The organism is Mesorhizobium sp. XAP4 (genome assembly GCF_029269325.1).
GTDB lineage: Bacteria > Pseudomonadota > Alphaproteobacteria > Rhizobiales > Rhizobiaceae > Mesorhizobium > Mesorhizobium ciceri.
On sequence record NZ_JARIXW010000005.1, the window covers coordinates 381,635 to 404,381 of the forward strand.

The 22,747-nt window shown below is 63.3% G+C and carries 20 protein-coding genes; 5 read left to right on the forward strand and 15 right to left on the reverse strand.

Translation table 11 applies throughout. From position 1 onward, the window contains the following. On the forward strand, positions 1-2,076 hold the full coding sequence (locus tag P3C39_RS23235) for an NADH:flavin oxidoreductase (protein ID WP_275954289.1): 2,076 nt from the start codon (positions 1-3) through the stop codon (positions 2,074-2,076). 57 nt (positions 2,077-2,133) lie between these two features. Beyond that, positions 2,134-2,610 carry an Lrp/AsnC family transcriptional regulator gene (locus P3C39_RS23240; RefSeq protein WP_275954288.1) on the forward strand — a complete coding sequence of 159 codons (477 nt, stop codon included), beginning with the start codon at positions 2,134-2,136 and terminating at the stop codon, positions 2,608-2,610. Here P3C39_RS23240 and P3C39_RS23245 read toward each other — a convergent pair whose 3' ends face one another. The 7 genes from P3C39_RS23245 to P3C39_RS23275 all read right to left on the reverse strand — a co-directional run bounded on the left by P3C39_RS23245 (position 2,611) and on the right by P3C39_RS23275 (position 11,004). Next, the gene (locus P3C39_RS23245; protein WP_275954287.1) at positions 2,611-4,266 is read right to left on the reverse strand and encodes an ABC transporter ATP-binding protein; all 1,656 of its coding nucleotides are present in this window, start codon (positions 4,264-4,266) and stop codon (positions 2,611-2,613) included. It lies immediately after the preceding gene. Continuing rightward, entirely contained in the window at positions 4,263-5,108 is an 846-nt protein-coding gene (locus P3C39_RS23250; RefSeq protein ID WP_275954286.1) for an ABC transporter permease, read from the reverse strand. Before P3C39_RS23250 ends, P3C39_RS23245 begins: the two co-directional genes overlap by 4 nt. A gap of 2 nt (positions 5,109-5,110) precedes the next feature. After that, positions 5,111-6,061: an ABC transporter permease gene (locus P3C39_RS23255; RefSeq protein ID WP_275954285.1), complete on the reverse strand. Its 951-nt coding sequence runs from the start codon at positions 6,059-6,061 to the stop codon at positions 5,111-5,113. A gap of 83 nt (positions 6,062-6,144) precedes the next feature. Then, the gene (locus P3C39_RS23260; protein WP_275954284.1) at positions 6,145-7,755 is read right to left on the reverse strand and encodes an ABC transporter substrate-binding protein; all 1,611 of its coding nucleotides are present in this window, start codon (positions 7,753-7,755) and stop codon (positions 6,145-6,147) included. Positions 7,756-7,818: 63 nt separating this feature from the next. After that, a complete protein-coding gene (locus P3C39_RS23265; protein WP_275954283.1) occupies positions 7,819-8,541 on the reverse strand; it encodes an HAD-IA family hydrolase in 723 nt (240 codons plus the stop codon). 236 nt (positions 8,542-8,777) lie between these two features. Further along, positions 8,778-10,151 carry an aspartate aminotransferase family protein gene (locus P3C39_RS23270; protein ID WP_275954282.1) on the reverse strand — a complete coding sequence of 458 codons (1,374 nt, stop codon included), beginning with the start codon at positions 10,149-10,151 and terminating at the stop codon, positions 8,778-8,780. A 13-nt stretch (positions 10,152-10,164) separates the two neighbouring features. After that, positions 10,165-11,004 carry a GNAT family N-acetyltransferase gene (locus P3C39_RS23275; protein ID WP_275954281.1) on the reverse strand — a complete coding sequence of 280 codons (840 nt, stop codon included), beginning with the start codon at positions 11,002-11,004 and terminating at the stop codon, positions 10,165-10,167. A 320-nt stretch (positions 11,005-11,324) separates the two neighbouring features. Between P3C39_RS23275 and P3C39_RS23280 the strand changes: the two genes are divergently transcribed. Next, positions 11,325-11,993 (forward strand): haloacid dehalogenase type II, encoded by a 669-nt coding sequence (locus P3C39_RS23280; RefSeq protein ID WP_275954280.1) that lies wholly within the window; start codon positions 11,325-11,327, stop codon positions 11,991-11,993. Positions 11,994-12,010: 17 nt separating this feature from the next. After that, a complete protein-coding gene (locus P3C39_RS23285; RefSeq protein WP_275954279.1) occupies positions 12,011-13,285 on the forward strand; it encodes an FAD-binding oxidoreductase in 1,275 nt (424 codons plus the stop codon). 36 nt (positions 13,286-13,321) lie between these two features. On the opposite strand, the gene P3C39_RS23290 is transcribed toward P3C39_RS23285, so the two are convergent. From P3C39_RS23290 to argE, 6 genes are all read right to left on the reverse strand, one after another. Then, positions 13,322-14,782: an NAD-dependent succinate-semialdehyde dehydrogenase gene (locus P3C39_RS23290; protein ID WP_275954278.1), complete on the reverse strand. Its 1,461-nt coding sequence runs from the start codon at positions 14,780-14,782 to the stop codon at positions 13,322-13,324. A 17-nt stretch (positions 14,783-14,799) separates the two neighbouring features. Beyond that, positions 14,800-15,843: a tartrate dehydrogenase gene (locus P3C39_RS23295; protein ID WP_275954277.1), complete on the reverse strand. Its 1,044-nt coding sequence runs from the start codon at positions 15,841-15,843 to the stop codon at positions 14,800-14,802. A 10-nt stretch (positions 15,844-15,853) separates the two neighbouring features. After that, on the reverse strand, positions 15,854-17,317 hold the full coding sequence (locus tag P3C39_RS23300; protein ID WP_275954276.1) for an aldehyde dehydrogenase family protein: 1,464 nt from the start codon (positions 17,315-17,317) through the stop codon (positions 15,854-15,856). A 148-nt stretch (positions 17,318-17,465) separates the two neighbouring features. Then, positions 17,466-17,819: a cupin domain-containing protein gene (locus P3C39_RS23305; protein WP_275954419.1), complete on the reverse strand. Its 354-nt coding sequence runs from the start codon at positions 17,817-17,819 to the stop codon at positions 17,466-17,468. An 83-nt stretch (positions 17,820-17,902) separates the two neighbouring features. Next, positions 17,903-18,826, reverse strand: coding sequence for a glyoxylate/hydroxypyruvate reductase A (locus tag P3C39_RS23310; RefSeq protein ID WP_275954275.1), 924 nt, complete (start codon positions 18,824-18,826; stop codon positions 17,903-17,905). 13 nt (positions 18,827-18,839) lie between these two features. Beyond that, positions 18,840-19,964, reverse strand: a complete 1,125-nt coding sequence (gene argE / locus P3C39_RS23315) for an acetylornithine deacetylase (RefSeq protein ID WP_275954274.1) — start codon at positions 19,962-19,964, stop codon at positions 18,840-18,842. A gap of 240 nt (positions 19,965-20,204) precedes the next feature. On the opposite strand from argE, the gene P3C39_RS23320 reads away from it, so the two are divergent. Beyond that, on the forward strand, positions 20,205-21,107 hold the full coding sequence (locus P3C39_RS23320; protein ID WP_275954273.1) for a GNAT family N-acetyltransferase: 903 nt from the start codon (positions 20,205-20,207) through the stop codon (positions 21,105-21,107). Between the two features lie 192 nt (positions 21,108-21,299). Here P3C39_RS23320 and P3C39_RS23325 read toward each other — a convergent pair whose 3' ends face one another. Together P3C39_RS23325 and P3C39_RS23330 are read right to left on the reverse strand one after the other, a co-directional pair. Then, complete coding sequence (locus P3C39_RS23325) at positions 21,300-21,986, reverse strand: ABC transporter permease subunit (protein WP_275954272.1); 687 nt, start codon at positions 21,984-21,986, stop codon at positions 21,300-21,302. A 1-nt stretch (position 21,987) separates the two neighbouring features. Further along, entirely contained in the window at positions 21,988-22,710 is a 723-nt protein-coding gene (locus P3C39_RS23330; protein WP_275954271.1) for an ABC transporter permease subunit, read from the reverse strand. Between the last annotated feature and the right edge of the window lie 37 nt (positions 22,711-22,747).

The following is a 22,747-nucleotide window of genomic DNA, read 5'->3' on the forward strand; positions in this document are numbered from 1 at the left end:
ATGAATGGGGCGGAGCAGGACGTGAAGGCAGCGGCATCTCAAACAGGCAGCACATCCAGCGATCCTCTGCTTCAGCCGTTTCGGCTCAAGGGTCTGACGCTGCGCAACCGTGTCGTCAGCACCAGCCATGCCTCGATGCTGGACGATGGCGGCCTGCCGCTCGAGCGCTACCAGCGCTATCATGAGGAGAAAGCGCGCGGCGGGCTGGCGATGACCATGGTGGGCGGCTCGGCCATGACGTCGCCCGATTCGAGCTGGGGCGGCGGTCAACTGGACCTTTCGACCGACCGCATCGTGCCTCATCTCCAGTCGCTGTCGCAGCGGGTGCATCGCCATGGCGCTGCCGTCATGTGCCAGGTCTCACACCTTGGCCGGCGCGCCACCGCCTATGCCGGGAACTGGCTGCCGCCGGTGGCGCCGTCACGCGTTCGCGAGACGCGAAACCGGAATTTTCCAAAGGAGATGGACGCAGCCGACATCGATAGGATCATCAAGGATTACGCCAGTGCCGCAAGGCGCTGCGTGGACGGCGGTCTGGATGGCGTCGAAACCGTCACCGGCGGTCATCTGATCGGTCAATTCCTATCGTTCAGAACGAACAGACGCACGGATGGTTTTGGCGGCTCGCTGGAAAACCGCGCGCGCTTCGGCCTGATGGTTCACGAGGCGATCCGCCGCGCGGTGGGCAACGATTTCGCCATCGGCATCCGGTTCGTGATCGACGAGGCGGTCGAGGATGGGTCGGATTTCGAGGAATGCCTTGCCTTCGCCAGGCTGTTCGAACGGGAAGGCCACATCGACTTCTTCAATTGCATCTTTGGCCGCATGGACACCGACCTGTCGCTGGCTGAGCAGAACATGCCCGGCATGTTCAGCCAGAGCGCGCCGTTTTTGCCGCTGGTCGGGCAGTTCAAACGGGAAACCAGGCTGCCCGTGATGCACGCCGCGGGCATTCGGGACATAGCCACGGCGCGGCATGCCATCCGCGAAAACCTTGTCGATCTGGTCGGCATGACCCGGGCGCATATTGCCGACCCCCATATCGTCAACAAGGTGATGCGCGGAGAAGAAGAACGCATTCGCCCGTGTGTCGGCGCGTCCTACTGCCTGTACAAGAAGGTGCAGTGCATTCACAATCCGGCCAGCGGCCATGAAACGATCATCAGCCATATCATCGTGCGGGCTGAAACGCCGAAACGGGTGGTCGTGGTCGGCGGAGGTCCGGGTGGGATGGAAGCGGCAAGGGTTGCCGCCGAGCGTGGCCACAGAGTGAGGCTGCTCGAAGCCGGAGCGAGGCTTGGTGGGCAAGTGCTCGTCGCGGCCTCGGCGTCCGATCGCAAGGATCTCATCGGCATAGTCGACTGGCGCGTCGACGAACTCGCGCGGCTTGGCGTGGAAGTCTGTCTCAACATCTATGCGGACGCAGAGATCGTCCTCGCCGACCAACCGGATGCGGTCATCGTTGCCACCGGCGGCGTTCCCGATATGGAACGGCTGGAGGGCACTGAGCATTGCGACAACGTCTGGGACGTCCTGACCGGGGCCGTGCCGGCGAAGGACGATGTGCTGATCTACGATGAGACTGGGCGCCAGGCCGCGGTTTCCTGCGCCTTGCATCTTGCCCGTCCGGGGCGCGTGGTCAGCTTGGCCATAGCGGATGACACGCTGGCGATCGAGACGCCCTATCCGGACCGGGTGAGTTTTCGCAAACGCGCCGCGCAACGCGGCATCCGGATCGTCAGCGATGTACGCCTGGTCAAGGCGGCGCGCCAGGGCAACGGCATCGCCGCCACGTTCCGGCATGAGCTCACCGGTGTCGAAACGGAAATGATGGCAGCCCAACTCATTGTAGAGCGCGGCACGGCACCCATGGAGGATATCTACCAGGAATTGCGGGCGCGCTCAGCCAATAACGGCGTCACCGACATAGCACTGATGACAGGAACGGAAACGAAGCGGGACAATGGTCCCCAGGCTGCCGGATCGTTCGTCCTGCACCGCATTGGAGACGCAGTTGCCAGCCGGGACATCTACTCGTCGATCTATGAGGCCTATCGGCTCGGCTCGCAATTGTAGACAGGGTGAAAGCCGACCGGGGCAGGCTGATTCCCCTGACAGGAAGCACGTTAGCCGATGAAACTCGATCGGGTCGACATCAAGATTCTGTATGAGCTGCAGAAGAACGGCCGCATCACAAATGTGGAACTGGCGGAGCGGGTCAATCTCTCCCCCAGTCCATGCCTGATGCGGGTAAAGAAGCTGCATGCCGAAGGCTATATCGTGCGTTATTCGGCGCAGATCGACATCGCAAAGCTGGGGCGGACGCTCACCGTCTTCACGGAAATCACGCTCAAGAACCATCGTCAGATCGACTTCGCGCGTTTCCTTGCCGCCGTCGACAAGATCGATGCGGCCGTCGAATGCCACCGCGTTTCCGCCCGTTACGACTATCTGATGAAATTCGTGGCGGCCGGCATCGGCGAGTATCAGGAGATCATGGAGCGGCTGAGCGACATGGATATCGGCATCGACAAGTATTTCAGCTTCGTGGTGCTGAAGTCTCCCATCGTCAAGGCGCACATGCCGCTGCCCAGCCTGTTTCCCTTGTAGTCAGCGATGGCCATACTGGCTGACGAGCTCGGGATCTCGGACGAGGCCGTCGAGCCACGTCGGATCGAGCTTCGGCACGGAGGAGAACAGCAGCTTGGAATAAGGGTGGGTGGGTGCCTGCAACCTGTCGGGCGTGATGTGCTCCACGCGCTGCCCATTATACATGACCACGATCTCGTCGCAGATCGCTTCGACGACCGAGAGGTCGTGGCTGATGAAAATGTAGGAAAGGTCCAACTCGCGCTGCAGCTCCTTGAGCAGTTCGATCACGGCCGCTGCCACCACCGTGTCGAGCGCCGAGGTGATTTCGTCGCAGATGATGAGCTTGGGGTCGGCCGCCAAGGCGCGCGCGAAGTTCACGCGCTGCTTCTGGCCGCCCGAGAGCTCCGACGGGCGGCGGTAGCGCAGTGTCCTGGGCAGGCGAACCATGTCGAGCAGTTCGTCGACGCGCTTCGAGCGCGCCTGTCTGTCGAGCCGGTGATAGAAGGCAAGCGGGCGGGCTATGATGTCCTCCACCGGCTTGGCTGGATTGAGCGCGGTATCGGCATATTGGAACACGATCTGCATCTCGCGCAGCTGGTCCTGGCTGCGTTTCTTGGCGGTGCGCTCCAGCTCCTTGCCGTCGAAGACGATGTCGCCGGCCGCCGCCGGATGGATGCCGGCGATGACGCGCGCCAGCGTCGATTTTCCGCAGCCGGATTCACCGATGACGCCGAGATTGCGTCCCTTCTCGACGACCAGACTGACGGAATTGACGGCGCGGATAAGCGGCAGTCCGTCGGCCCGCACCGCGCCATAGCCGGCGGTCACATTGTCGATGCGCAGCAGCGGCTTCGTCCCGGCATCCGCGTCCGCATGCGCTTGCCGGGGTTTCGGCTCGAAGGCAGCCAGCAGTTCGCGCGTATAGGGGTGCTGGGCAGCCGAAAGTATCTGAGCCGTGGTGCCGGTCTCCTGCACTTCACCGCTCTTCAGCACAACAATGCGGTCGGCGATCTGGGCGACCACGGCGAGGTCGTGGGAAACGTAGACACCTGCTATCCCGCCCGCCCGCATGACCGACTTGAATGCCTTCAGCACGTCGATCTGTGTCGTCACGTCGAGTGCAGTCGTCGGCTCGTCGAAGATCATCAGCTTGGGATCGCCGATGAGCGCCATGGCCGCCGACAGCCGCTGCAATTGCCCGCCCGAAACCTGGTGTGGATAACGCGCGCCGATCTCTTCCGGATCCGGCAGCGACAAAGCCCGGAACAGCTCGACCGCTCGCTTTCGCGCCTGCTCGGGCGGCATCAGCCCGTGGATGCGCGTAACCTCGATCACCTGCTCCATGATGGTGGACGAGGGGTTGAAGGAGGCGGCGGCACTTTGCGGCACATAGGCAATGTCGGTGCCGCGCAACCTTGCGCGTTGCTTTTCAGAAAGCGCCGCCATGTTCTTGCCGTTGACATTGATCTCGCCGCCGGTAATCCGGCAGCCAGGCCGCGCATAGCCCATCAGCGAGAGCGCGATGGTCGTCTTGCCGGAACCGCTCTCGCCGATCAGGGCGACGATCTCGCCATCGGCGATGTCGAGGCTGACGCCCTTGATGATTTCGACGATACGTCCGGCGTCGGTCCTCGCCTCGATCTTCAGGTTCCTGACTTCGACGAGATTGCTCATGCGTCCCTGTCCCTGATTTTCTGCGGCAGGTTGTCGATCAGCAGGTTGACGCTGATGGTGAGGCTGGCGATCGCCAGCGAGGGAACGATGACGGCGGGAGCTGCGAAGGGCAGGCCGCCGATGTTCTCGCGCACCAGCGCGCCCCAGTCGGCGAGCGGCGGCTGCAGGCCGAGCCCGAGGAAGGACAGGCCGGAGAGCAGGAGCACGATGAAGACGAAGCGCAGGCCGAAGTCGGCCAGCACCGGGCGGATGATGTTGGGCAGGATCTCGGAGCCGATGAGATAGGCGGTGCTTTCGCCGCGGACGCGGGCGACGGTCATGAAGTCCATGCTGTTGATGTTGACAGCGAGCGCTCGCGCGAAACGGTAGGCGCCGGGTATATAAATGACGGCGAGCGTCAGGATCAGCGCCGGGATCGACGAGCCGACGGCGGCAACGACGACAAGGCCGAACAGCTTGCTGGGGATGGAGTTCATGGCGTCGAGGAAGCGGCTGAGGCAACTGTCGAGCCAGCCGCCGGTGACGGCCGCGATCATCCCCAGCACCACGCCGGAAAAGCAGGCGATGGCGACGGCGGCGAGCGATATGCCGACGGTATAGCGCGCGCCCATCAGCACCCGCGAGAGCATGTCGCGCCCCAGATAGTCCGAGCCGAGCCACAAGCCCTGACGCATCGGACCGAAATAATCGTCGTCGACGATGTCGCCGATCGAATGGGGAATGATATAGGGCGCGAAGATGGCGATCAGCGTCCACGTCAGAATGACCAGCGCGGCCATGACGCCCACGAGATTGTAGCTGTGGCCCACGAAGGACCGTGGGAAAGCTGCTACGCGCGCCATCGTCACCTGAGCCTCGGGTTGGACATGATGGCGATGATGTCGGCGACGGTGATGAGCAAGAGATAGCCAAGGCAGAAGATCATCGCACAGCTCTGGATCAGCGGCAGGTCGCGGGTCGCGACAGCATCGACCATCAGCTTGGCGATGCCTGGATAGTTGAAGATCGTCTCCACGATGATGACGCCGCCGACCAGATAGGACAAAGACAGCGCAACCGCGTTGACGATCGGCCCGAGCGCATTGGGAAGTGCGTGCTTGAGCACCATGCGGCCGCGTGAGGCGCCTTTGAGAAGCGCCATCTCGACATAAGGCGTGGAGAGCGTTTCGATCACCGCGGCGCGGGTCATGCGGATCATCTGGGCGGAGATGACGAAGGTGAGCGTGATCACGGGCATCGCATAGATGCGCACGAGGTCGGTCAGCGTATGCGCCTCATTGACCGAGGACAGCGCCGGCAGCCATTTGAGATAGACAGCGAAGAGCAGGACCGCGAGCGTCGCGACCATGAATTCCGGCACGGAGATGACGCCGATCGAAAGAACGGTGACGGTGCGATCGTAGAGGGAGCCGCGCAACATCGCGGCGGTGATGCCGAGCGTCAGCGCCAGCGGCACCGAGAGCAGCGTGGTGATGCCGGCGAGCTCCAGGGTGTTGACGAAGCGCCCGCCGATCAGCGCCGCGACCGGCATCTCATTGGCATAGGAGGTGCCGAGGTCACCATGGAGCAGGCCGAGAAGCCAGCGCAGGAAGCGCAGGATTGCCGGATCGTTGAGATGCATGGCCTCGCGCAGGCCGGCGACGGCTTCCGGGGTCGCCGCCTGGCCAAGCAGGATCGACGCGGTGTCGCCGGGCAGCATGCTGGTGGCGAAAAAAACGGCGAACAGGACGATCAGAAGCGTGACGACCGCGATCGCCAGCCGCTTCAACACGAGGTTTAGAACCCCAGACGTCATGGAAGCGCTCCTGCGGTTGCGTTCGGCCAAGCCATGTTGGCGCAATAAGGTGCCAGGGACCAGCGGTCCCTGGCAGGCGCCTCTCAGGCTTCGAGCCAGAGATATTCCGCCATTGCGTAGCCCATCATGCCACCGAGCGGGTTCGCTTCCAAACCCTTCACCTTGCTGGAGAGGGCATCCACGTTGGAAATGTAGGCCGGGATGATGGTGCCGGCCTCCTCGGAGATCATGGCCTGCATCTGGCCGTAGATTTCCTTGCGCTTGGCCTGGTCGAGCGAGCCGCGCGCCTCGATCATCAGCTTGTCGAACTTCTCCGACTTGTACTGGCTTTCGTTCCAAGGCGCGTTGGAGGCGTAGAGGAGCGAGAACAGGATGTCCGGCGTCGGGCGTGGATTGATGTTGCCGAAATGGACAGGCGCCTTGAGCCAGTAATTGTCCCAGTAGCCGTCGGACGGGACACGCTGCACGTCGAGCTTCATGCCGATATCGGCGCCGGCGGCCTGGATGATCACCGCCATGTCGATCGACGAGGTCGCGGCATCGGAGGCGACGACGGGGATGGATTGACCGAGCAGGCCCGACTTCTGGAAGTGGAACTTGGCCTTGTCCGGGTCGAAGGCCTTCGGCTTGAGGTCGGCATTGTGGAAGATGTTCGCCGGCGAGACGGGCTGGTCGTTGCCGACTTCGCCAAGGCCGCGCAACGCCGATTTGACGATCTGCTCGCGATTGACGAGGTATTTCATGCCGGCCACGAAGTCGGCCTTGTTGCCGGGATCCATGTCGAGCCGGATGTTGAGGTCGGTGTAGTTGCCCGAGGTCGTCTTCGACAGTTCGAAGCCCTGCTGGCCGCCGATAAGCTTCATCGCGCGCGGATTGATCGAGGCGGCGAAGTTGATGTCGCCGGAAAGCAGGGCGTTGACGCGGGCGCTGTCGTCGCTGATGGCGATGAATTCGAACGAGTCGAGATAGGGCTGGCCTGATTTCCAGTAGTTCTTGTTCTTGGTGACGACCGACCGCACGCCCGGCTCGAACGTTTGCAGCACGAAGGCGCCGGTGCCGTTGCCTTTGGAGAAGTCGGTGGTGCCATCGGCGACGATCATGAAGTGATGCAACGCCAGGATGGTCGGGAGGTCGGCATTCGGATCGGCGAGCGTGATTTCCACGGTCGACTTGTCGACCGCCTTGAAGCCGGTCATCTGCGCGGCGATCTTCGCGACCTTGGAACCGACCGCCGGATCGAGATGGCGCTTCATCGAGAAGACGACGTCGTCGGCGGTGAGGGCCTTGCCGTCATGGAAGGTGACGCCCTTGCGCAGCTTCACCGTCCAGGTCTTGGCGTCCTTGCTGTCGAAGCTTTCGGCCAGCTCCATCTGCGTGACACCATCCTTGTCGAGGAACGTCAGGCGGTTGTAGAGCGAACAGCAGCGGACATAGTCGGTCGACAGCGACGCCTTTGCCGGATCGAGCGTGTCGGCGGTCGAGGACGACCAGCCGGCAGCCTTGAAGCTGCCGCCGGAAACCGGCGTGGCGGCGACGGCATTGGTGGCGCGGCCAAGCACCATGCTGCCCGCGGCAACCGCGGCGCCGCCGGCCAGCAGCATCTTGAGGAGTTCGCGGCGGCTCGCGCCCCGCCGAATGGCATTTTCGACCATGGCATCGTCTGCACTGGTCCAGTTCGTGATCTTGTCGGTCATATCATTCCCCTTTCTGTTTGTTTTCCGGCTTGCTCGTCTTGACGCGGCTTTCCGGGCTTGGGCTCAGGTTCGTTCCTTCAGACTTTCCCGCACAGCGGCGGCAAGGGCCGCCATTGAATTGAAGTGGTAGTCCGGCGTGGTGAAGCGCTCGGGCTCGATCGTGCCGCCATAGCCCTTCTGGGCATGCCGGCGCTCGATCCAGCAATTGGTCATGCCAAGCGCCCGGGATATGCCGATATCGTGGTACTGGCTTTGCGCGACGTGCAGGATGTCGTCCTTGCTGTCGCCCCTTGAGGCGACGAAATCGAAGACCTTCTGGAAGAAGGCCGGGTCCGGTTTCTCTGTGCCTGTATCGTCGGCTGTAAATGTGGCGAAGAACGGCGAACCAAGCTGCTTCTCGAAATGATCGAGCGCCCAGCGCCGGGCATTGGTCATGGCAATCAGCCGGTGCGATTTCGCAAGCTCGGCCAATGCCTCCGCGCTGTCGGGGAAGCCTTGCCAGGCGCTGGCGGAGTCGCGCAGGCGGATGCCGTATTTCTCCTCGGCCGGCAGGCCGAGCCGTGGCGCGATGACCATGTAGACACGTAGGAGATCGTCGGGAAACAGGCCTGCATCGGGCATGTAGCGGGCTTGCCGGTAAAGGCTCAGCGCCTCCTCGCCATCGAGCGAAACGCCGGCCTCGGCGGCAATCCCGGCCAGGCAAGTCGTGATGCCGCCTTCGAAGTCGATCAGCGTGCCGACCACATCGAAGGTCATGTATTTGAATTCGCTAAAGCCCCTGGCCAAGACTGGGTCTCCTCTGCGCGCGGCCGAATTGCATGTGTTGAACAGAACAAAATTCCGTGCTGTCCGGGGCGTAGGCCCTTTTCGAAGGCCCCGAAATCCGGGCTTTCTGGCCTTGTCTTATGAGCAGTCTGGCACTTCCCCCGCGCTGGATTCGCCGAAAAGGCGCGAGGGGGCGGCACAAAATTGCGAAATCGTCTCCCCGGCGCTATTTCGAAACACATGGTATTCGTCCGCCGTCATGCCAGGGCCTGCCGGACGTCGGGATCGTCCAGTGTCTGGTCGAGCGTCCGGCGCGTGCGCTCGATGATCGCGTCGATGTCGCTGTCGGTGCAGCAGAGCGGCGGTGCATAGCCGACAACCCCATGCGCAAAGGCACGGATGATCAGGCCGTTGTCCCACGCCCTGTCGAAGACACGCCGCGCCGGCATGGCCGACGCCGGAAGCGGTGTCTTCTTCTGTTTGTCGACCACCAGTTCGACGGCGGCAAGCATACCGCGACCGCGTACATCGCCGACCAGCGGATGATCCCTCAGGCCCTCCACGCCCGCCATCAGGCGAGCGCCGGCCTTGATGCCATTCTCCAACAGGCCGTCTTCGTAGAGCTTCAACACTTCGAGCGCGACGGCGGCGCTGACGGGGTGGGCGGAATAGGTGTAGCCGTGGCCGACCGCCGAGGCGCCCGCGCCATCGGCGATGACGTCGTAGACATGATCGGCCATGAACACGGCGCCCATGGGAACATAGCCCGAGGTCAGCCCCTTCGCGGCCGTCATGAAATCGGGAACGATGTCCTCATCGGTGCAGGCGAACAAGGGTCCCGTGCGGCCGAAACCGGTGATCACCTCGTCGGCGATGAACAGGATGCCGTACTCCCGGCAGAGCTCGCGCATCGCCTTGATCCAACCTTTCGGTGGCACGATGACGCCGCCCGAACCCTGGATCGGCTCGGCATAGAAGGCAGCGACCCGCTCCGGTCCGATCGCCTCGATCTTGGCCTTCAGCGCGGCGCGCGATGCGGCGATGATCGCGTTGCCGTCCTCGCCGACCGGGTTGCGATAGGGATAGGGGGACGGGATCTTGTGTTGCCATTCGAAGGGAATGCCAAAACCGGCGTGAAAGGCGGGCAGGGCGGTCAGGCCGGCGCCGACCACCGATGATCCGTGATAGCCCTGCTCGATGGAAATGAACTGGTCGCGCTTCGGCTCGCCCCTGGCATTCCAGTAGTAGCGGACGAAACGGATCGTGCTGTCGACCGCGTCCGACCCGCCAAGCGTGAAAAAGACGTGGTTGAGATCGCCTGGCGTGCGCTCGGCCAGCTCCGAGGCGAGCCGGATGGCCGGCTCCGAGCCGAGGTCGAAATAGGCGGTGGCGTAGGGAAGCTCGCGCATCTGCCGGGCCGCCGCCTCGACGATGCTGTCATGGCCGTAGCCGGCATTGACGCACCACAGCCCCGCGAAGCCGTCGAGAAGTTGCCGGCCGGACGCATCGGTCACGGTCGCCCCCTTCGCCGATTTCAAGACGTGCACGCCTTGCGCCTCATGACCACGGTATGAAGAGACCGGGTGGATGAGATGGGCGCGGTCGAGTTCGATCAGGGAATTGGCGAGCATTCTATCCTCCGGACTAGCCCAGCGCCTGGTTGGCGAGGGCGTAAACTTTCGGTCTGGCCTGTTCCATGTTCGTCTTGGGTGGACGGTCCATGGCCACGCCGCCGCCGACATGGGCGAGGCCGATTTCCTCGAGCCAGCCGGCGATGCCGGTCCCGCTGCCGGTATCGACGCGCAGGAAGGCGCCGTGATGCGGCGCGGCGAAGAAGCCGATCAGAGCCTTGGCCTCGTCGGTACTTCCCGCGATGACCGGACCAATCACCTCGCCGCGTCCGAACGGGCGGATCGCGGCATACGCCTCGATGGCGCCGTTGCGGCGGATGACCGCGAATTGGCCGCGCTCCGCCAGCGCATCGATCAGTGTTTCACGGTCGGCGCCATAGGCGTCGCGGTCCAGCGCCTTGATTTCCGGGAGATCGGCGATGCCCGCAGCTTCCACGCCGCCGGGCGCACTAAGTCTGGCAACGCTGCCCTGATGTTGCCGGATCGTACCGGACGGCACGAAGCCGAGCTTTTCATAGAGAGGCATGCCGTCCGCTGTCGCGACGAGCCGCAACGGACGGTCGCCGGCAAGTGCGAAGGCCTGATCCATCAGCCGGCGCCCAAGCCCCTTGCCCCGCACATTCCTGTCGACGATCACCATGTTAATCATGGCGCAATCCGCGCCGTAGGGCGTTACCAGGATGGTTCCGGTGACGCGGCCCTGCTCGTCGAGCGCGACCGCGCCGTTCGAGAGCTGCAGCGCCATCTGCCAGTCCTGCGCACGATGCGGCCAATTCTCCTGGCGAGAAAGCATTACGGCGCCCTCGATATGGTCCGGCCCGAAGGTCTGGAGTTCGATCTCGCCCTGCTGCATGAGGCATCCTTCCGTCTAGTGCCCAAGTCTCGGCCATCGGCGCGCCGCAGATCATCTGAAGGCATTGGCTTCGGCGGTATCTTTCGCCGTAGCACAAGCGGTGCGCCGCATCTTGTGCTGGCATCGTCCGCGGCGGATGCGTTTCACGCCGATCGCGGCGCCGCAATCGGTAATCCAGATGCTACAGCGTGCCAAACCGGATGGCGGATACGGAACTTTCTGCTTTCGGAAGGGCGATTTCGGTCAGGTGGGTCGTCACCGGCCGTCCTATGATGAAATACATCCCAGCGCGGATGTGCTTCCACCGGAGATCGACGGACATGGCTACCTTCAGGCCCAAATACATCACCTTCGACTGCTACGGCACGTTGACCTTTTTCCAGATGGCGGAAGCGGCGCGCGATCTCTATGGCAGCCGGCTCGATGAGCCGCGCATGCAGGAGTTCATCAAGAACTTCGCGGCGTATCGGCTCGACGAGATCATGGGCGACTGGAAGCCCTATGCCGACGTCGTCCACAATGCGCTCGAGCGCACCTGCAAGCGCAACGGCGTCGCCTTCAGCGCCGACGATGCCAGAGTGGTCTATGAGCGTGTCCCGACCTGGGGGCCGCACGCCGACGTTCCGGCCGGCCTGGCGAAGGTCGCCAAGGAAATTCCGCTGGTCATCCTGTCCAATGCGATGGATGCGCAGATCATGTCCAATGTCGAAAAGCTCGGTGCGCCGTTCCATGCCGTCTACACGGCCGAGCAGGCGCAGGCTTACAAGCCCCGCTTCCAAGCCTTCGAATACATGTTCGACAGGCTGGGTTGCGGCCCCGAGGATATCCTCCACTGCTCGTCGTCTTTCCGCTACGATCTGATGTCGGCACACGATCTCGGCATCAAGAACAAGGTATGGGTCAATCGTGGCCACGAACCCGCCAACCCGTACTATGGCTATGTCGAAATATCGGACATTTCGGGTCTTGCAGGCGTGGTCGGTCTTTAGAAACAGGCGGATTGCCAATGAAGTTCGTCTCCTACTGGCACGACACGGCCCCGGTCTTTTCCGGCGGGGCGCAAGGCCCGGTCGAGGGGCATTACGATGCCGCCATCATAGGCGGCGGCTTCACCGGTCTCGCCGCCGCGCGCCAACTGGCGAAGGCCGGCGCCAAGGTCGTCGTCCTGGAGGCGGAACGTGTGGGCTGGGGCGCATCCGGCCGCAATGGCGGGCACCTCAACAATGGCCTCGCCCACGGCTATCTCTCCGCCAAGGCGGAGCTCGGCAAGGAGCGAGCAATCGCGCTTTATCGCGCTCTGGACGCCTCCGTCGACACCATAGAGGCTCTGGTTGCGGAGGAAGGCATCGACTGCAACTTCCGACGCGCCGGCAAGCTGAAGCTCGCCTCCAAGCCGCAGCATTTTGCGTCAATCGCCCGCAATTTCGAAGGCCTTCATGCCGAGGTGGATCCCGATACCGCGCTGCTGTCGGCGGCGGATCTCAAGTCCGAGATCGGTTCACCTTTCCACGGCGCGATGCTGTCGAAGAAGAGCGCCATGATGCATATGGGCCGCTATGTGGCGGGTCTCGCCACTTCAGCCGCCCGCCACGGCGCCGTAATCCACGAGAACGCGGCGGTCACCGACCGCAAGCAGGTCGGCGGCAGGCATGAGCTGACCACCTCGCGTGGCCGGATCAGCGCCGACAATGTGCTGGTGGCGACCGGCGCCTACACGACGCCTGATTTCGGCTATTTCCGCCGCCGGATCATCTCCGTCGGCAGCTTCATCATCGCCACGCGGCCGTTGAACGACGCCGAGATCGCCGCCATCATGCCGGGCAACCGGACATGCGTGACCTCGATGAACATCGGCAATTATTTCCGGCTGTCGCCGGATAACCGGCTGATCTTCGGCGGCCGCGCACGCTTTTCGGCGACATCGGACCAGCGCTCCGATGCCAAGAGCGGAGAGATATTGCGGGCAGGCCTCGCGGCGATCTTTCCGCAGCTCGCCAAGGTCGAGATCGACTATTGCTGGGGCGGGCTAGTCGACATGACCAAGGACCGCTTTCCGCGGGCCGGTTACCATGACGGTGTCTGGTTCGCGATGGGCTATTCCGGCCACGGCGCACAGCTTTCCACCCATCTCGGCATGATCCTGGCCGATGCCATGCTCGGCCGCGAGGACCGCAATCCGATGAAGGGGCTCGAATGGCCTGCTATTCCCGGCTATTCCGGCAAGCCCTGGTTCCTGCCGATGGTCGGCCTCTACTACAAGGCGCTCGACCGGATGAGATAGGCAGTAGGGCGGTGTCTCCCAATTCCCTACTGCCTATTACCTACTGCCTATTCCCATGTGGAACGTTTTCATCTCGAGATATTCCTCGATGCCGGCCTGCGCACCCTCGCGGCCGAGGCCGGACAGCTTGACACCGCCGAAGGGGGCGACCTCGATCGAGACCGAGCCGGTGTTGAGACCCACCATGCCAAACTCCAGCGCCTCGCCGACACGCCAGGCGCGTTTCAAATTCTCGGTGTAGAAGTAGGAGGCAAGCCCATAGGGCGTGCCGTTGGCCAGCGTGATCGCTTCCTCTTCCGTCTCGAACCGGAAAAGCGGTGCGACCGGACCGAACGTTTCCTCACCGGCAAGCTGCATGTCTTTCGTGGCGCCGGTCAGCACCAGCGGCGCGACATATTGAGGACCGTCCGGCAGCGCCGGCTTCTCGGTGATGATCGCAGCACCCTTAGCGAGCGCGTCCTCGACATGGCGGTTGATCTTTTCGACCGCCGCCATGTTGATCATCGGCCCGATGGCGACGCCGGGCTGCGTGCCCGGCCCCACCGTCATGGCGTTGACGCGAGCAGAAAGCTTCGTGGCGAAGGTCTCATAGACACCGGCCTGGACGAGGATGCGGTTGGCGCAGACGCAGGTCTGGCCGCCATTGCGGAACTTGGAGACCAGCGCACCCTCGATGGCGAGATCGAGATCGGCGTCGTCGAAGACGATGAAGGGTGCGTTGCCGCCGAGTTCGAGGCTGAGCCGTTTCACGCTGTCGGCCGCCCCGCGCATCAGCAGCGAACCGACACGTGTCGAGCCGGTGAAGGAGATCTTGCGGACGGCCTCGTTCGCCATGATCTCGTTGCCGATTTCTGTCGGCATGCCGGTGACGATGTTGATAACACCGGCGGGGATGCCGGCGCGCTCCGCCAGCACACCGAGCGCCAGCGCCGAATAGGGGGTGAACTCGGACGGCTTGATCACCACCGTGCAGCCGGCGGCCAGTGCCGGCGCGACCTTGCGGGTGATCATCGCATTGGGAAAATTCCACGGCGTGATGATGCCGCACACGCCTACCGGTTCCTTCAGCACGATGATGCGCCGGTCGGACGTGGGCGAGGGGATGGTGTGGCCATTGATGCGGCGCGCTTCCTCGGCGAACCATTTGACGAAGGAAGCGCCGTAGCGGATCTCGCCCTTGGCCTCGTCCAGCGGCTTGCCCTGTTCGGTGGTCAGTATCAGCGCAAGATCGTCCAGATGAGCCAGCATCAGGCCGTGCCAGGCTTCCAGCAGGGCGCCGCGCTCGGCGTTGGTCTTCTTCTTCCAATTCGCATAGGCGGACGCGGCGGCCTCTATAGCCGCACGCGTTTCCGAACCGGCCATATCAGGGACCGTGCCGATCGCTGCCTGGGTTGCGGGATCGATGACATCGACCGTCCCACCGGAGCCTGCAGCGACCCACTTGCCGCCAATCAGGCCGGCTTCGCGAAGGAGATTTTTATCTTTCAGGTTTTTCATCGAAAACGACCTTGCAATCAGGTGAGTGCCGCCACGACAGCGGCGGTGATGGCTTCCGTCCGGTCCTTGCCGGGAATGGTGCCTATGCCTCTGGCGGTTGCGGCTTCGACCGCCTTCATGACGCGTCCGGATGCATCTTTCTCGCCGAGATGATCGAGCATCATGGCGCCTGACCAGATGGTGGCGATCGGGTTGGCGATGCCCAGATGCGCGATGTCGGGCGCCGAGCCGTGCACCGGCTCGAACATGGATGGCGCCGACCGGTCGGGATTGATGTTGGCCGAGGCGGCGTAACCGAGCCCGCCCTGGATCGCCGCGCCGATGTCGGTGAGGATATCGCCGAATAGGTTGGAGGCGACGACCACGTCGAGGCTCTCCGGCGCCATGATCATGCGCGCGGCGAGCGCATCGACATGATAGCTGGTCACGGCGACGTCAGAGTACTCCGCAGCCAGCTTTCGCGTGATCTCGTCCCAGAACACCATCGAATATTTCTGCGCATTGGACTTGGTGACGGAGGCCAGCTTGCCCTGACGCGACCGCGCCTGCTCGAAGCCGAAGCGCAGGATGCGCTCGACGCCGGCACGGGTGAAGATCGAGGTCTCGACAGCGACCTCATCCAGCGTGCCTTGATGCACGCGCCCGCCGGCGCCGGAATATTCGCCCTCGGTGTTCTCACGGATGCACAATATGTCGAAACCTTCCGCCCGCAGCGGGCCGGTGACGCCCGGCAGCAAGCGATGCGGCCGGATGTTGGCGTACTGCACGAATGCCTTGCGGATCGGCAGCAGCAGGCCGTGCAGCGAAACGGAATCCGGCACCTCCGCCGGCCAACCGACGGCGCCGAGCAGGATGGCGTCGAAGCCGCGCAAGATCTCGATGCCGTCGTCGGGCATCATGCGGCCGGTATCCTTGTAGAATTTGCAGGACCAGGGGAATTCGGTGCCCACCAGGGCAAAGCCGAAGTTTTCGGCCACTGTTTCCAGCACCGTCCAGGCGGCGGCGGTCACGTCGCTGCCGATGCCGTCACCGGGGATCAGGGCGATCGAATAGGACTTCATCGGCATCTCTCTAGAGGCTGATCAGGACGCTCTTGGTCCTGCGGTTTGCGAGATAGGCCTCGCGGCCGAGATCCTTGCCGATGCCGGAGCGCTTGTAGCCGCCGGTCGGCAGGATATGGTCGCGCGAGCGGCTGTAGCGGTTGACCCAGACTGTGCCCGCCTCAAGCTTGCGCGCAAAGCGGATGGTGCGGGATAGGTCTGAGGTGAACAGGCCGGAAGCCAGTCCGTAGGTTGGATGGCTGGACAGCGCCAGCGCCTCTTCCTCGGTCTCGAAGGTCTGGATGGTCAGGACCGGGCCGAAGATTTCCTCGACGATCGCCGGACTGGCCTGGTCGACATCGGCGATCAATGTCGGCTGGTAGAAATAGCCTGCGCTGTCCATGACGATGCCACCGGTCAGGCATTCGCCCCCCGCAGCGACGGCGGCCCGCACGATGCTGTCGACACGCGCCCGCTGCCGCTCCGAGATAACAGGCGAATACTGCGTCGCCGCGTCCCAGGTTGGGCCGGGCCGCACCGCCTTCATCTTCTCTAGGATGGCGGCCGTCAGCCTGTCGGCCACGCACCTCTCGACGATCAAGCGCGTGCCGGCGACGCAGGCCTGGCCGGCATTGAAGGTGACGCTGCTGGCGATGGCCGTCGCCGCCTTCTCCAGATCGGTATCGGCAAAGACGATCTGCGGGCTCTTGCCGCCGAGTTCCAGCGTCATCGGTTTGACGCCGGTGCGGGCCACGTTCTCCATGATTGCCGATCCGGCGCGGGTCGAGCCGGTGAAGCTAATCTTGGCGATCTCGGCATGGCCGGTCAGCGCCGTGCCGGTCGTCGGACCGTCTCCAAGCACGACGTTTATGAGCCCTGCCGGCAGGCCCGCTTTAACGGCGAGCTGTGCCATATAGACTGCCGAAAAGGGCGTCATTTCCGATGGCTTCAGCACCACCGCATTGCCGGCGGCCAATGCCGGACCAAGCTTCCATCCGGCCATCGAGATGGGAAAATTCCAGGGTGTGATCGCGCCGACCACGCCATAGGGCTCGCTCATGATCATGCCGAGAGTGGCGTCGTCGGTCGGCACGAGCTCGCCGCCTTCCTTGTCGGCGAATTCGGCAAAGAAGCGAATCTGCTCGGCGGTGATGGCGATGTCGCCGGCAACGAGCTGGCCAACGGGCCGGGTGGAGCACAGCGCCTCGATCCTGGCCAGCGTTTCGGCTTCCGCCTCAATCAGGTCGGCCCAGGCCTGGAGGGCCTTCGTCCGTTCGCGTGGCCGAACGCCGCCCCAGTTGCTCGCCTTCAGCGCCGCTTTGGCGCTTTCCACGGCACGGTCGACCATATCGCCGCCGGCCACCGGGCAGGCGGCATATGCCTTGCCGTCCGACGGTCGGCGCATCTCGATCGCATCCTCGGCCGCGATCAGCTCGCCGCCGATGAAATGGCCGACGGGAAGGGAGACGGTATCCGGGTCGAAGCTCAGGCCCATGGGCGCCTACTCTCAGTTGTTCCGGAGAAGCCTAGCGCGAGCACGCGCGCAGCATGCACCGTTCGACGATCGGTCGCGGATGATTGTTGTGTGCCGGCGATGACAGACGGCAAAATCTGTTGCGGAGGCCGGCGCCTCCGCGCACCCGTTACCCTACGGCTACGTAGATCTTGCGCACCGTTTCGATGGTCTTCCAAACCCCGGTGAAGCCAGGCTTCATCACGAAGCTGTCGCCGGCGCGGTAGGTCACCGGCTTGCCGCCGTCGGGCGTGATTTCGATCACGCCCGAGAGGATGTGGCAGAACTCGAAAGTCTCGCCCTTGATCGAGCGCGTTTCCCCAGGCGTCGCCTCCCAGACGCCGGTATGGACGAGGTCGTCCTTGGCGACATCCTGCGCCCAGGTCTTGAAGCCAGGGTTGCCGGAAATCAGCCGTTCGGGCAGCGCCCCGGATTCACGCGGCTGGAAAGCAGGGCTGGTATCGACGGTCTTGAGCAGGGACAAGGGATGGCCTTTCATGTTGGAAGATCTTGGTTTGATGCATGTCGTTGTCCCAGAACCGCTGCACACTTCCGGGCGACATGCACTTAGTAGCCGCGCGACCGATCGACGAGCCCGATGGGTTCAAGACCGGCGCGGTAACGCTTGATATTCTCGACAAGGGCCTGCGCGGCGCTGGCGGGCTGGGTGACGCTGGCGACATGCGGGGTCAAAACGACCTTCGGATGCGACCAGAACGGATGGCCCGTCGGGAGGGGTTCGGGATCGGTGACGTCGATCATCGCCGCCGAAATGTGGCCGCTGTTGAGCGCGGCGACAAGCGCTTCATTATCGAGCTGCGGCCCCCGGCCGGTGTGGACCAGCGCCGCGCCCTTGGGCACTTTCGCAAACAGCTCTGCATCGAGGAAACCGCGCGTCTCCTCGGTCAGCGGCAGCAGGCAGATCAAAATGTCGCTGGCCGCGAGCATCTCGTTCAGACCGGGCTCGCCATGATGACAGGTCACGCCCTCGATCCGCCGCGGCGAGCGGCTCCATCCAGCAAGCGGGAAGCCGAAGGGCTTCAGTCGGTCGAGGACGGCTTGGCCAAGCTGCCCGAGGCCGAGCACGCCAACCCGGCGCGACCCGGCCTGTAGCTGCGCGATATCTGCCCATTCGCCGGCGCGCTGCTGCGCCAGATATTCAGGCAGGTTGCGGTGGAGCGCGAGTACGGCAAGCGTCACATATTCCTGCATCATGCGCACGATGCCGTCCTCGATCATGCGCACGATCTTCACGTTCGCAGGCACCGCATCGAAGCGAAACTGGTCGACGCCGGCGCCGATGGAAAACAGGATTTCCAGATTGCTGTAGCGGCCGAGATTATCCGGCACGGTCCAGCTGATCAGGTAACGCACCGCGTCGGGATCGACCGTTGCGGCATCCATTGTGAAGGGGATGTCCGGCAGGTCTATCGCGAACGCATCGGCGAAGATCGCCCCGCGGCGCGCATCGGAATTGAACAGGAATGTCATTCCGGCTACCCCTTCAAGTCGCGCAACGGGCGCCCAGCGCCTCGATCAATCGCTGGCAGGCGGCGAGTTCGTCGGTGAAAATGTACTCATCCGGCTTATGGGCGCGGTCGATGTCGCCGGGGCCGCAGATGATCGCATCGAACCCGGCGGCTTGGTAAAGTCCGGCCTCCGTGCCGTAGCTGACGGCGGCGAGCGGCGCTTCGCCGGTCAGTTCGCCCAGTAGTGCCGCAAGCGCCGCATCCTGAGGCAGCGACAGCGCCGGATAAGCGCTCATTGGCGTCCACTCGATACGAAAGCCGTCGGCCGCGAGGGCCTCTGCCCGCGCCTTGACCGGCGCGAGCAGGCTTGCCGGGTCGGCACCAGGTATGGCGCGTGCCTCCAGGTCCAAAGTGCAGGTGGCGGGGATGATGTTGACCTGATGTCCGCCTGCCACAACGCCCGCCTGCAGCGAGGAGTAGGGCGGCTCGAAGGCGGCGTCGAACGGACCGTGTGTCAGCCGCTCGGCTTCGCTCACGACTGCGCTCAGCGCACAGGCCATGGCATGGATGGCGTTGAGCCCGAGATCGGGCCTCGAGGAATGGCCGGAGCGCCCGTTGATGATCACGCGGGCGGCCGCCTTGCCCTTGTGGCCGCGCACGGCGCGCATGCTGCTCGGCTCGCCGACGATGACGCCGAGCGGCTTGGCGCAAAATTCGGGAAGGCGGGCGATCAAATGCGGCACGCCGCGGCATCCCACCTCCTCGTCATAGGAGAAGGCGAGGTGGATTGGCCTGGCAAGGCGCAGTCCCGCCAGCGTGGGCACGGCCGCGAGTGCCGCGGCAAGAAACCCCTTCATGTCCGTGGTGCCGCGTCCGTAGAGCCGTTCGCCCTCTTTGCGCAATGCGAAAGGGTTCGAACTCCATTGCGGCTCGTTGGCGGGAACGACGTCCATATGGCCGGACAGGATGTAGCCCGGGACATTGGCGGGGCCGATCGTCGCGAAAAGATTGGAACGGTCGCCTTCCGGCCCTGGAAGCACGGTGACCTGGGTTCCGTGTTCCGCAAGATAAGTCTCGATCCAGCCGGCGATATCGCCATTCGGCCTGCCGGCGACCGATGGAAAGGCGACGAGACGATCGAGGATGTCGAAGACGTCCATTCCAGCCCTCAAAGCGTTTCGGGTTCGCCGGAATCGGTGCCGTCGACCATATGCTGTCAGATTTCCAAAGAGGATGTGCGCGTTCTTTCGCGATTGCGTGCCGAAAGCTGAAATGTTTCAGTTGAATCTTGCGTTACCGCGCGGCTTTCGAGCAAATCGTATCGGTCTGCTCGTTTAGCGTTGGCGGGCAGAGGGTGGCCATCAGTGCGTGGCGCTCGGGTGCGGAAATCTTGCAGGGGCATGGAATTGAAGCCGTCCGGAAGCTTGAAAATCGATACCTTCTCGATGCGGATCGGCGACATCGAAGACGTCGAACTGGACCGCTTGCACGCGCTCTCGCTCTCCGTGGGATGGCCGCATCGCGCCGAAGACTGGCAATTCCTGCGCCAATCGGGAGGGGGGTTGGTGGCGCTCGATGAGATCGGCCGGGTTCTCGGTTCGGCCATGTGGTTCGCACATGGTACGGATTTCGCGACCGTGGGCATGGTCATCACCTCGCCACGACTCCAGACGCTGGGGGCGGGGCAATGGCTGATGAAGCGGGTCTTCGACAAGGTCTCCGGCCGCGACCTGCGTCTCAATGCAACGCGCGCGGCAAGACGGCTCTATCTCTCGCTCGATTTCCAGTCGGAGAAGACCGTTTATCAATGCCAAGGCATTGCGCGATTGCAGACGATTGCCAGGCTGGCAGATACTCGAGGCGATTTCCGGACTTTGGACGCTAGCGATATTCCCGCAGCGATCGCGCTCGACGCGGCAGGATTTGGCGTGAAGCGGGCGGAGCTCATCGAAAAGCTTTTCACGCACTCGGCCGGCTATGGTCTTTTCAAGGGTGACAAGCTGAACGCTTTCGCGCTCTGTCGGCCCTTCGGGCGGGGCCATGTCGTGGGGCCGGTCGTGGCGGAAAGCGACGCGGACGCCGTGGCGGTCGTCCGGCCGCACGTGGCCCACCATTCGGGGTCATTCCTGCGCATCGACACCCACATGGACAATGGCGAGTTCGCCGCCTTTCTGTCGCACAGCGGAATGCCGGTTTTCGACACGGTGCTCACCATGTCGATGGGCAAACGCCTCGCCGATTTTGCCCTCGGCGGCTCGGCTATGCCGAAGACCTATGCCTTAGCAAGCCAAACCCTCGGGTAGTTGGCTTCAGTCGCGACATGGTACCGGCCTGGTCGGCCCTGGATTGGGGTAGGCAAAGGTGGTCCGCATGCCGTCCAATTCCCACCTCGGCCAGCCGGAAAGCAGCCCGTCCTCCCGCGATCTCGGCCGGAGAAACAGATGTTGCCCTGCCCCGAAAGCGGTCGCGGTCACAGGCGCTCCGATCCTTGCGGCTCAATACCTTCGAGCAAGCCGCCGCTCGAAAAGACCAAAGCCGACAGTGATCAATGCCGCCAACAGGAAATATCCTAGCGCAGCTGCGATCAGAGGCTCGTAGACGCGGAAAGTCTGCGCGCGAACAAGGTTGGCTGCACCCATCAGTTCGAAGACCGTGATCGTCGACGCCAATGCGGTCCCCTTCAAGAGCAGGATGTTCTGACCGCCGATTGCCGGCAGGGCCAACCTGAAGGCCTGCGGGAGAAGGACGGAAATCATGATCCGTGTTTTGGACAGGCCAAGCGATTGGCCGGCCTCACGCTGTCCATCTGGAATGGCCTGTATCGCCCCTCTCCATATCTCGCCGCAGTAGGCCGTCGTATTCAAGGAAAGGGTAAAAAACGCATAGAACTCGGCGCCCCGCAGAAGGGGCCAGAGCGGGCTGAAGCGAATCGAAGGGATACCAGAGAGAATCTGACCGACGCCAAAGTAGCAGAGATAGAGCTGGACCAGGAGCGGCGTGCCCCGGAATGCCAAGATAAACGCTACCGCTGGATACCGCAGCCATCTCCTGTTGGAGAGCCGGGCCAGGGCAACCGGGATGGCAAGCAGATTGCCGACCACCGCGCAGCCGACGAACAGGACTATGGTAACCTGGACGCCTGCCAGAAGTTGATGGGCAAGATACACTCCAAATTCAGTCATACTAACCTCGCCTCCGGCCGCGAACAGTGGCCGTCTCGAGGGCATGAAAAAGCATCGCTGACACGCCCGACATCGCAAGGAATACGAACGCGATCGCGCAATAGAACATGAAGTAGTCGCGTGTAGCACCCGCGGCCATCTTGCCGGCAAGAACGAGCTCGGTGAACCCGATCAGGCTGACCAGCGAGCTTTCCTTCAGAACGACCAGCCACAGATTGCCAAGTCCCGGCAAAGCCAGGGGAACCATCTGCGGCACAGTCACCAGGAAGAACGTCTGGCGCCGTGTCAAACCGAGTGCATACGCTGCCTCGATCTGACCTCGTGGTATGGCGATGATCGCACCGCGCAGGACCTCGGTGCTGTAACCGCCTTGGACGATCCCAAGCGACAAGGTCGCCGCGACAAATCCATTGAGCTGGAATTCGGACGTCAGTCCAGCCAGACTCACAGCCCAGCGCAACGCGTCTGTCGCGCTGTAGTAGACGAGGAATATGATGAGAATGTCCGGGACGGACCGGATGATTGTCGTGTAGGCGACAGCCGCAGAGACCGCCACGCGGTTCTTTGAAATCTTGGCAACCGCCCCGGTCAGACCAAGGGTTAGGCCCACGACATAGGCGCTGATCGAAATGCCGAGGCTCAGGCAAGCGCCGCGAAGCAGTTCGTCGCCCCACCCCTGGTCTCCGAAGCCGAGCAGGGTTGCCCAGGACATGATCGGGTTCATACAGCTTGTTCCAGTTCAATGAAGATGGTGCCGGCCA

Bases quoted from the DNA above. Each gene is read 5' to 3' on its own strand.
- P3C39_RS23235 (WP_275954289.1), top strand. From the start codon at position 1: ATGAATGGGGCGGAGCAGGACGTGAAGGCAGCGGCATCTCAAACAGGC.
- P3C39_RS23240 (WP_275954288.1), top strand. From the start codon at position 2,134: ATGAAACTCGATCGGGTCGACATCAAGATTCTGTATGAGCTGCAGAAG.
- P3C39_RS23245 (WP_275954287.1), bottom strand. From the start codon at position 4,266: ATGAGCAATCTCGTCGAAGTCAGGAACCTGAAGATCGAGGCGAGGACC.
- P3C39_RS23250 (WP_275954286.1), bottom strand. From the start codon at position 5,108: ATGGCGCGCGTAGCAGCTTTCCCACGGTCCTTCGTGGGCCACAGCTAC.
- P3C39_RS23255 (WP_275954285.1), bottom strand. From the start codon at position 6,061: ATGACGTCTGGGGTTCTAAACCTCGTGTTGAAGCGGCTGGCGATCGCG.
- P3C39_RS23260 (WP_275954284.1), bottom strand. From the start codon at position 7,755: ATGACCGACAAGATCACGAACTGGACCAGTGCAGACGATGCCATGGTC.
- P3C39_RS23270 (WP_275954282.1), bottom strand. From the start codon at position 10,151: ATGCTCGCCAATTCCCTGATCGAACTCGACCGCGCCCATCTCATCCAC.
- P3C39_RS23275 (WP_275954281.1), bottom strand. From the start codon at position 11,004: ATGCAGCAGGGCGAGATCGAACTCCAGACCTTCGGGCCGGACCATATC.
- P3C39_RS23280 (WP_275954280.1), top strand. From the start codon at position 11,325: ATGGCTACCTTCAGGCCCAAATACATCACCTTCGACTGCTACGGCACG.
- P3C39_RS23285 (WP_275954279.1), top strand. From the start codon at position 12,011: ATGAAGTTCGTCTCCTACTGGCACGACACGGCCCCGGTCTTTTCCGGC.
- P3C39_RS23290 (WP_275954278.1), bottom strand. From the start codon at position 14,782: ATGAAAAACCTGAAAGATAAAAATCTCCTTCGCGAAGCCGGCCTGATT.
- P3C39_RS23295 (WP_275954277.1), bottom strand. From the start codon at position 15,843: ATGAAGTCCTATTCGATCGCCCTGATCCCCGGTGACGGCATCGGCAGC.
- P3C39_RS23300 (WP_275954276.1), bottom strand. From the start codon at position 17,317: ATGGGCCTGAGCTTCGACCCGGATACCGTCTCCCTTCCCGTCGGCCAT.
- P3C39_RS23310 (WP_275954275.1), bottom strand. From the start codon at position 18,826: ATGACATTCCTGTTCAATTCCGATGCGCGCCGCGGGGCGATCTTCGCC.
- argE (WP_275954274.1), bottom strand. From the start codon at position 19,964: ATGGACGTCTTCGACATCCTCGATCGTCTCGTCGCCTTTCCATCGGTC.
- P3C39_RS23320 (WP_275954273.1), top strand. From the start codon at position 20,205: ATGGAATTGAAGCCGTCCGGAAGCTTGAAAATCGATACCTTCTCGATG.
- P3C39_RS23325 (WP_275954272.1), bottom strand. From the start codon at position 21,986: ATGACTGAATTTGGAGTGTATCTTGCCCATCAACTTCTGGCAGGCGTC.
- P3C39_RS23330 (WP_275954271.1), bottom strand. From the start codon at position 22,710: ATGAACCCGATCATGTCCTGGGCAACCCTGCTCGGCTTCGGAGACCAG.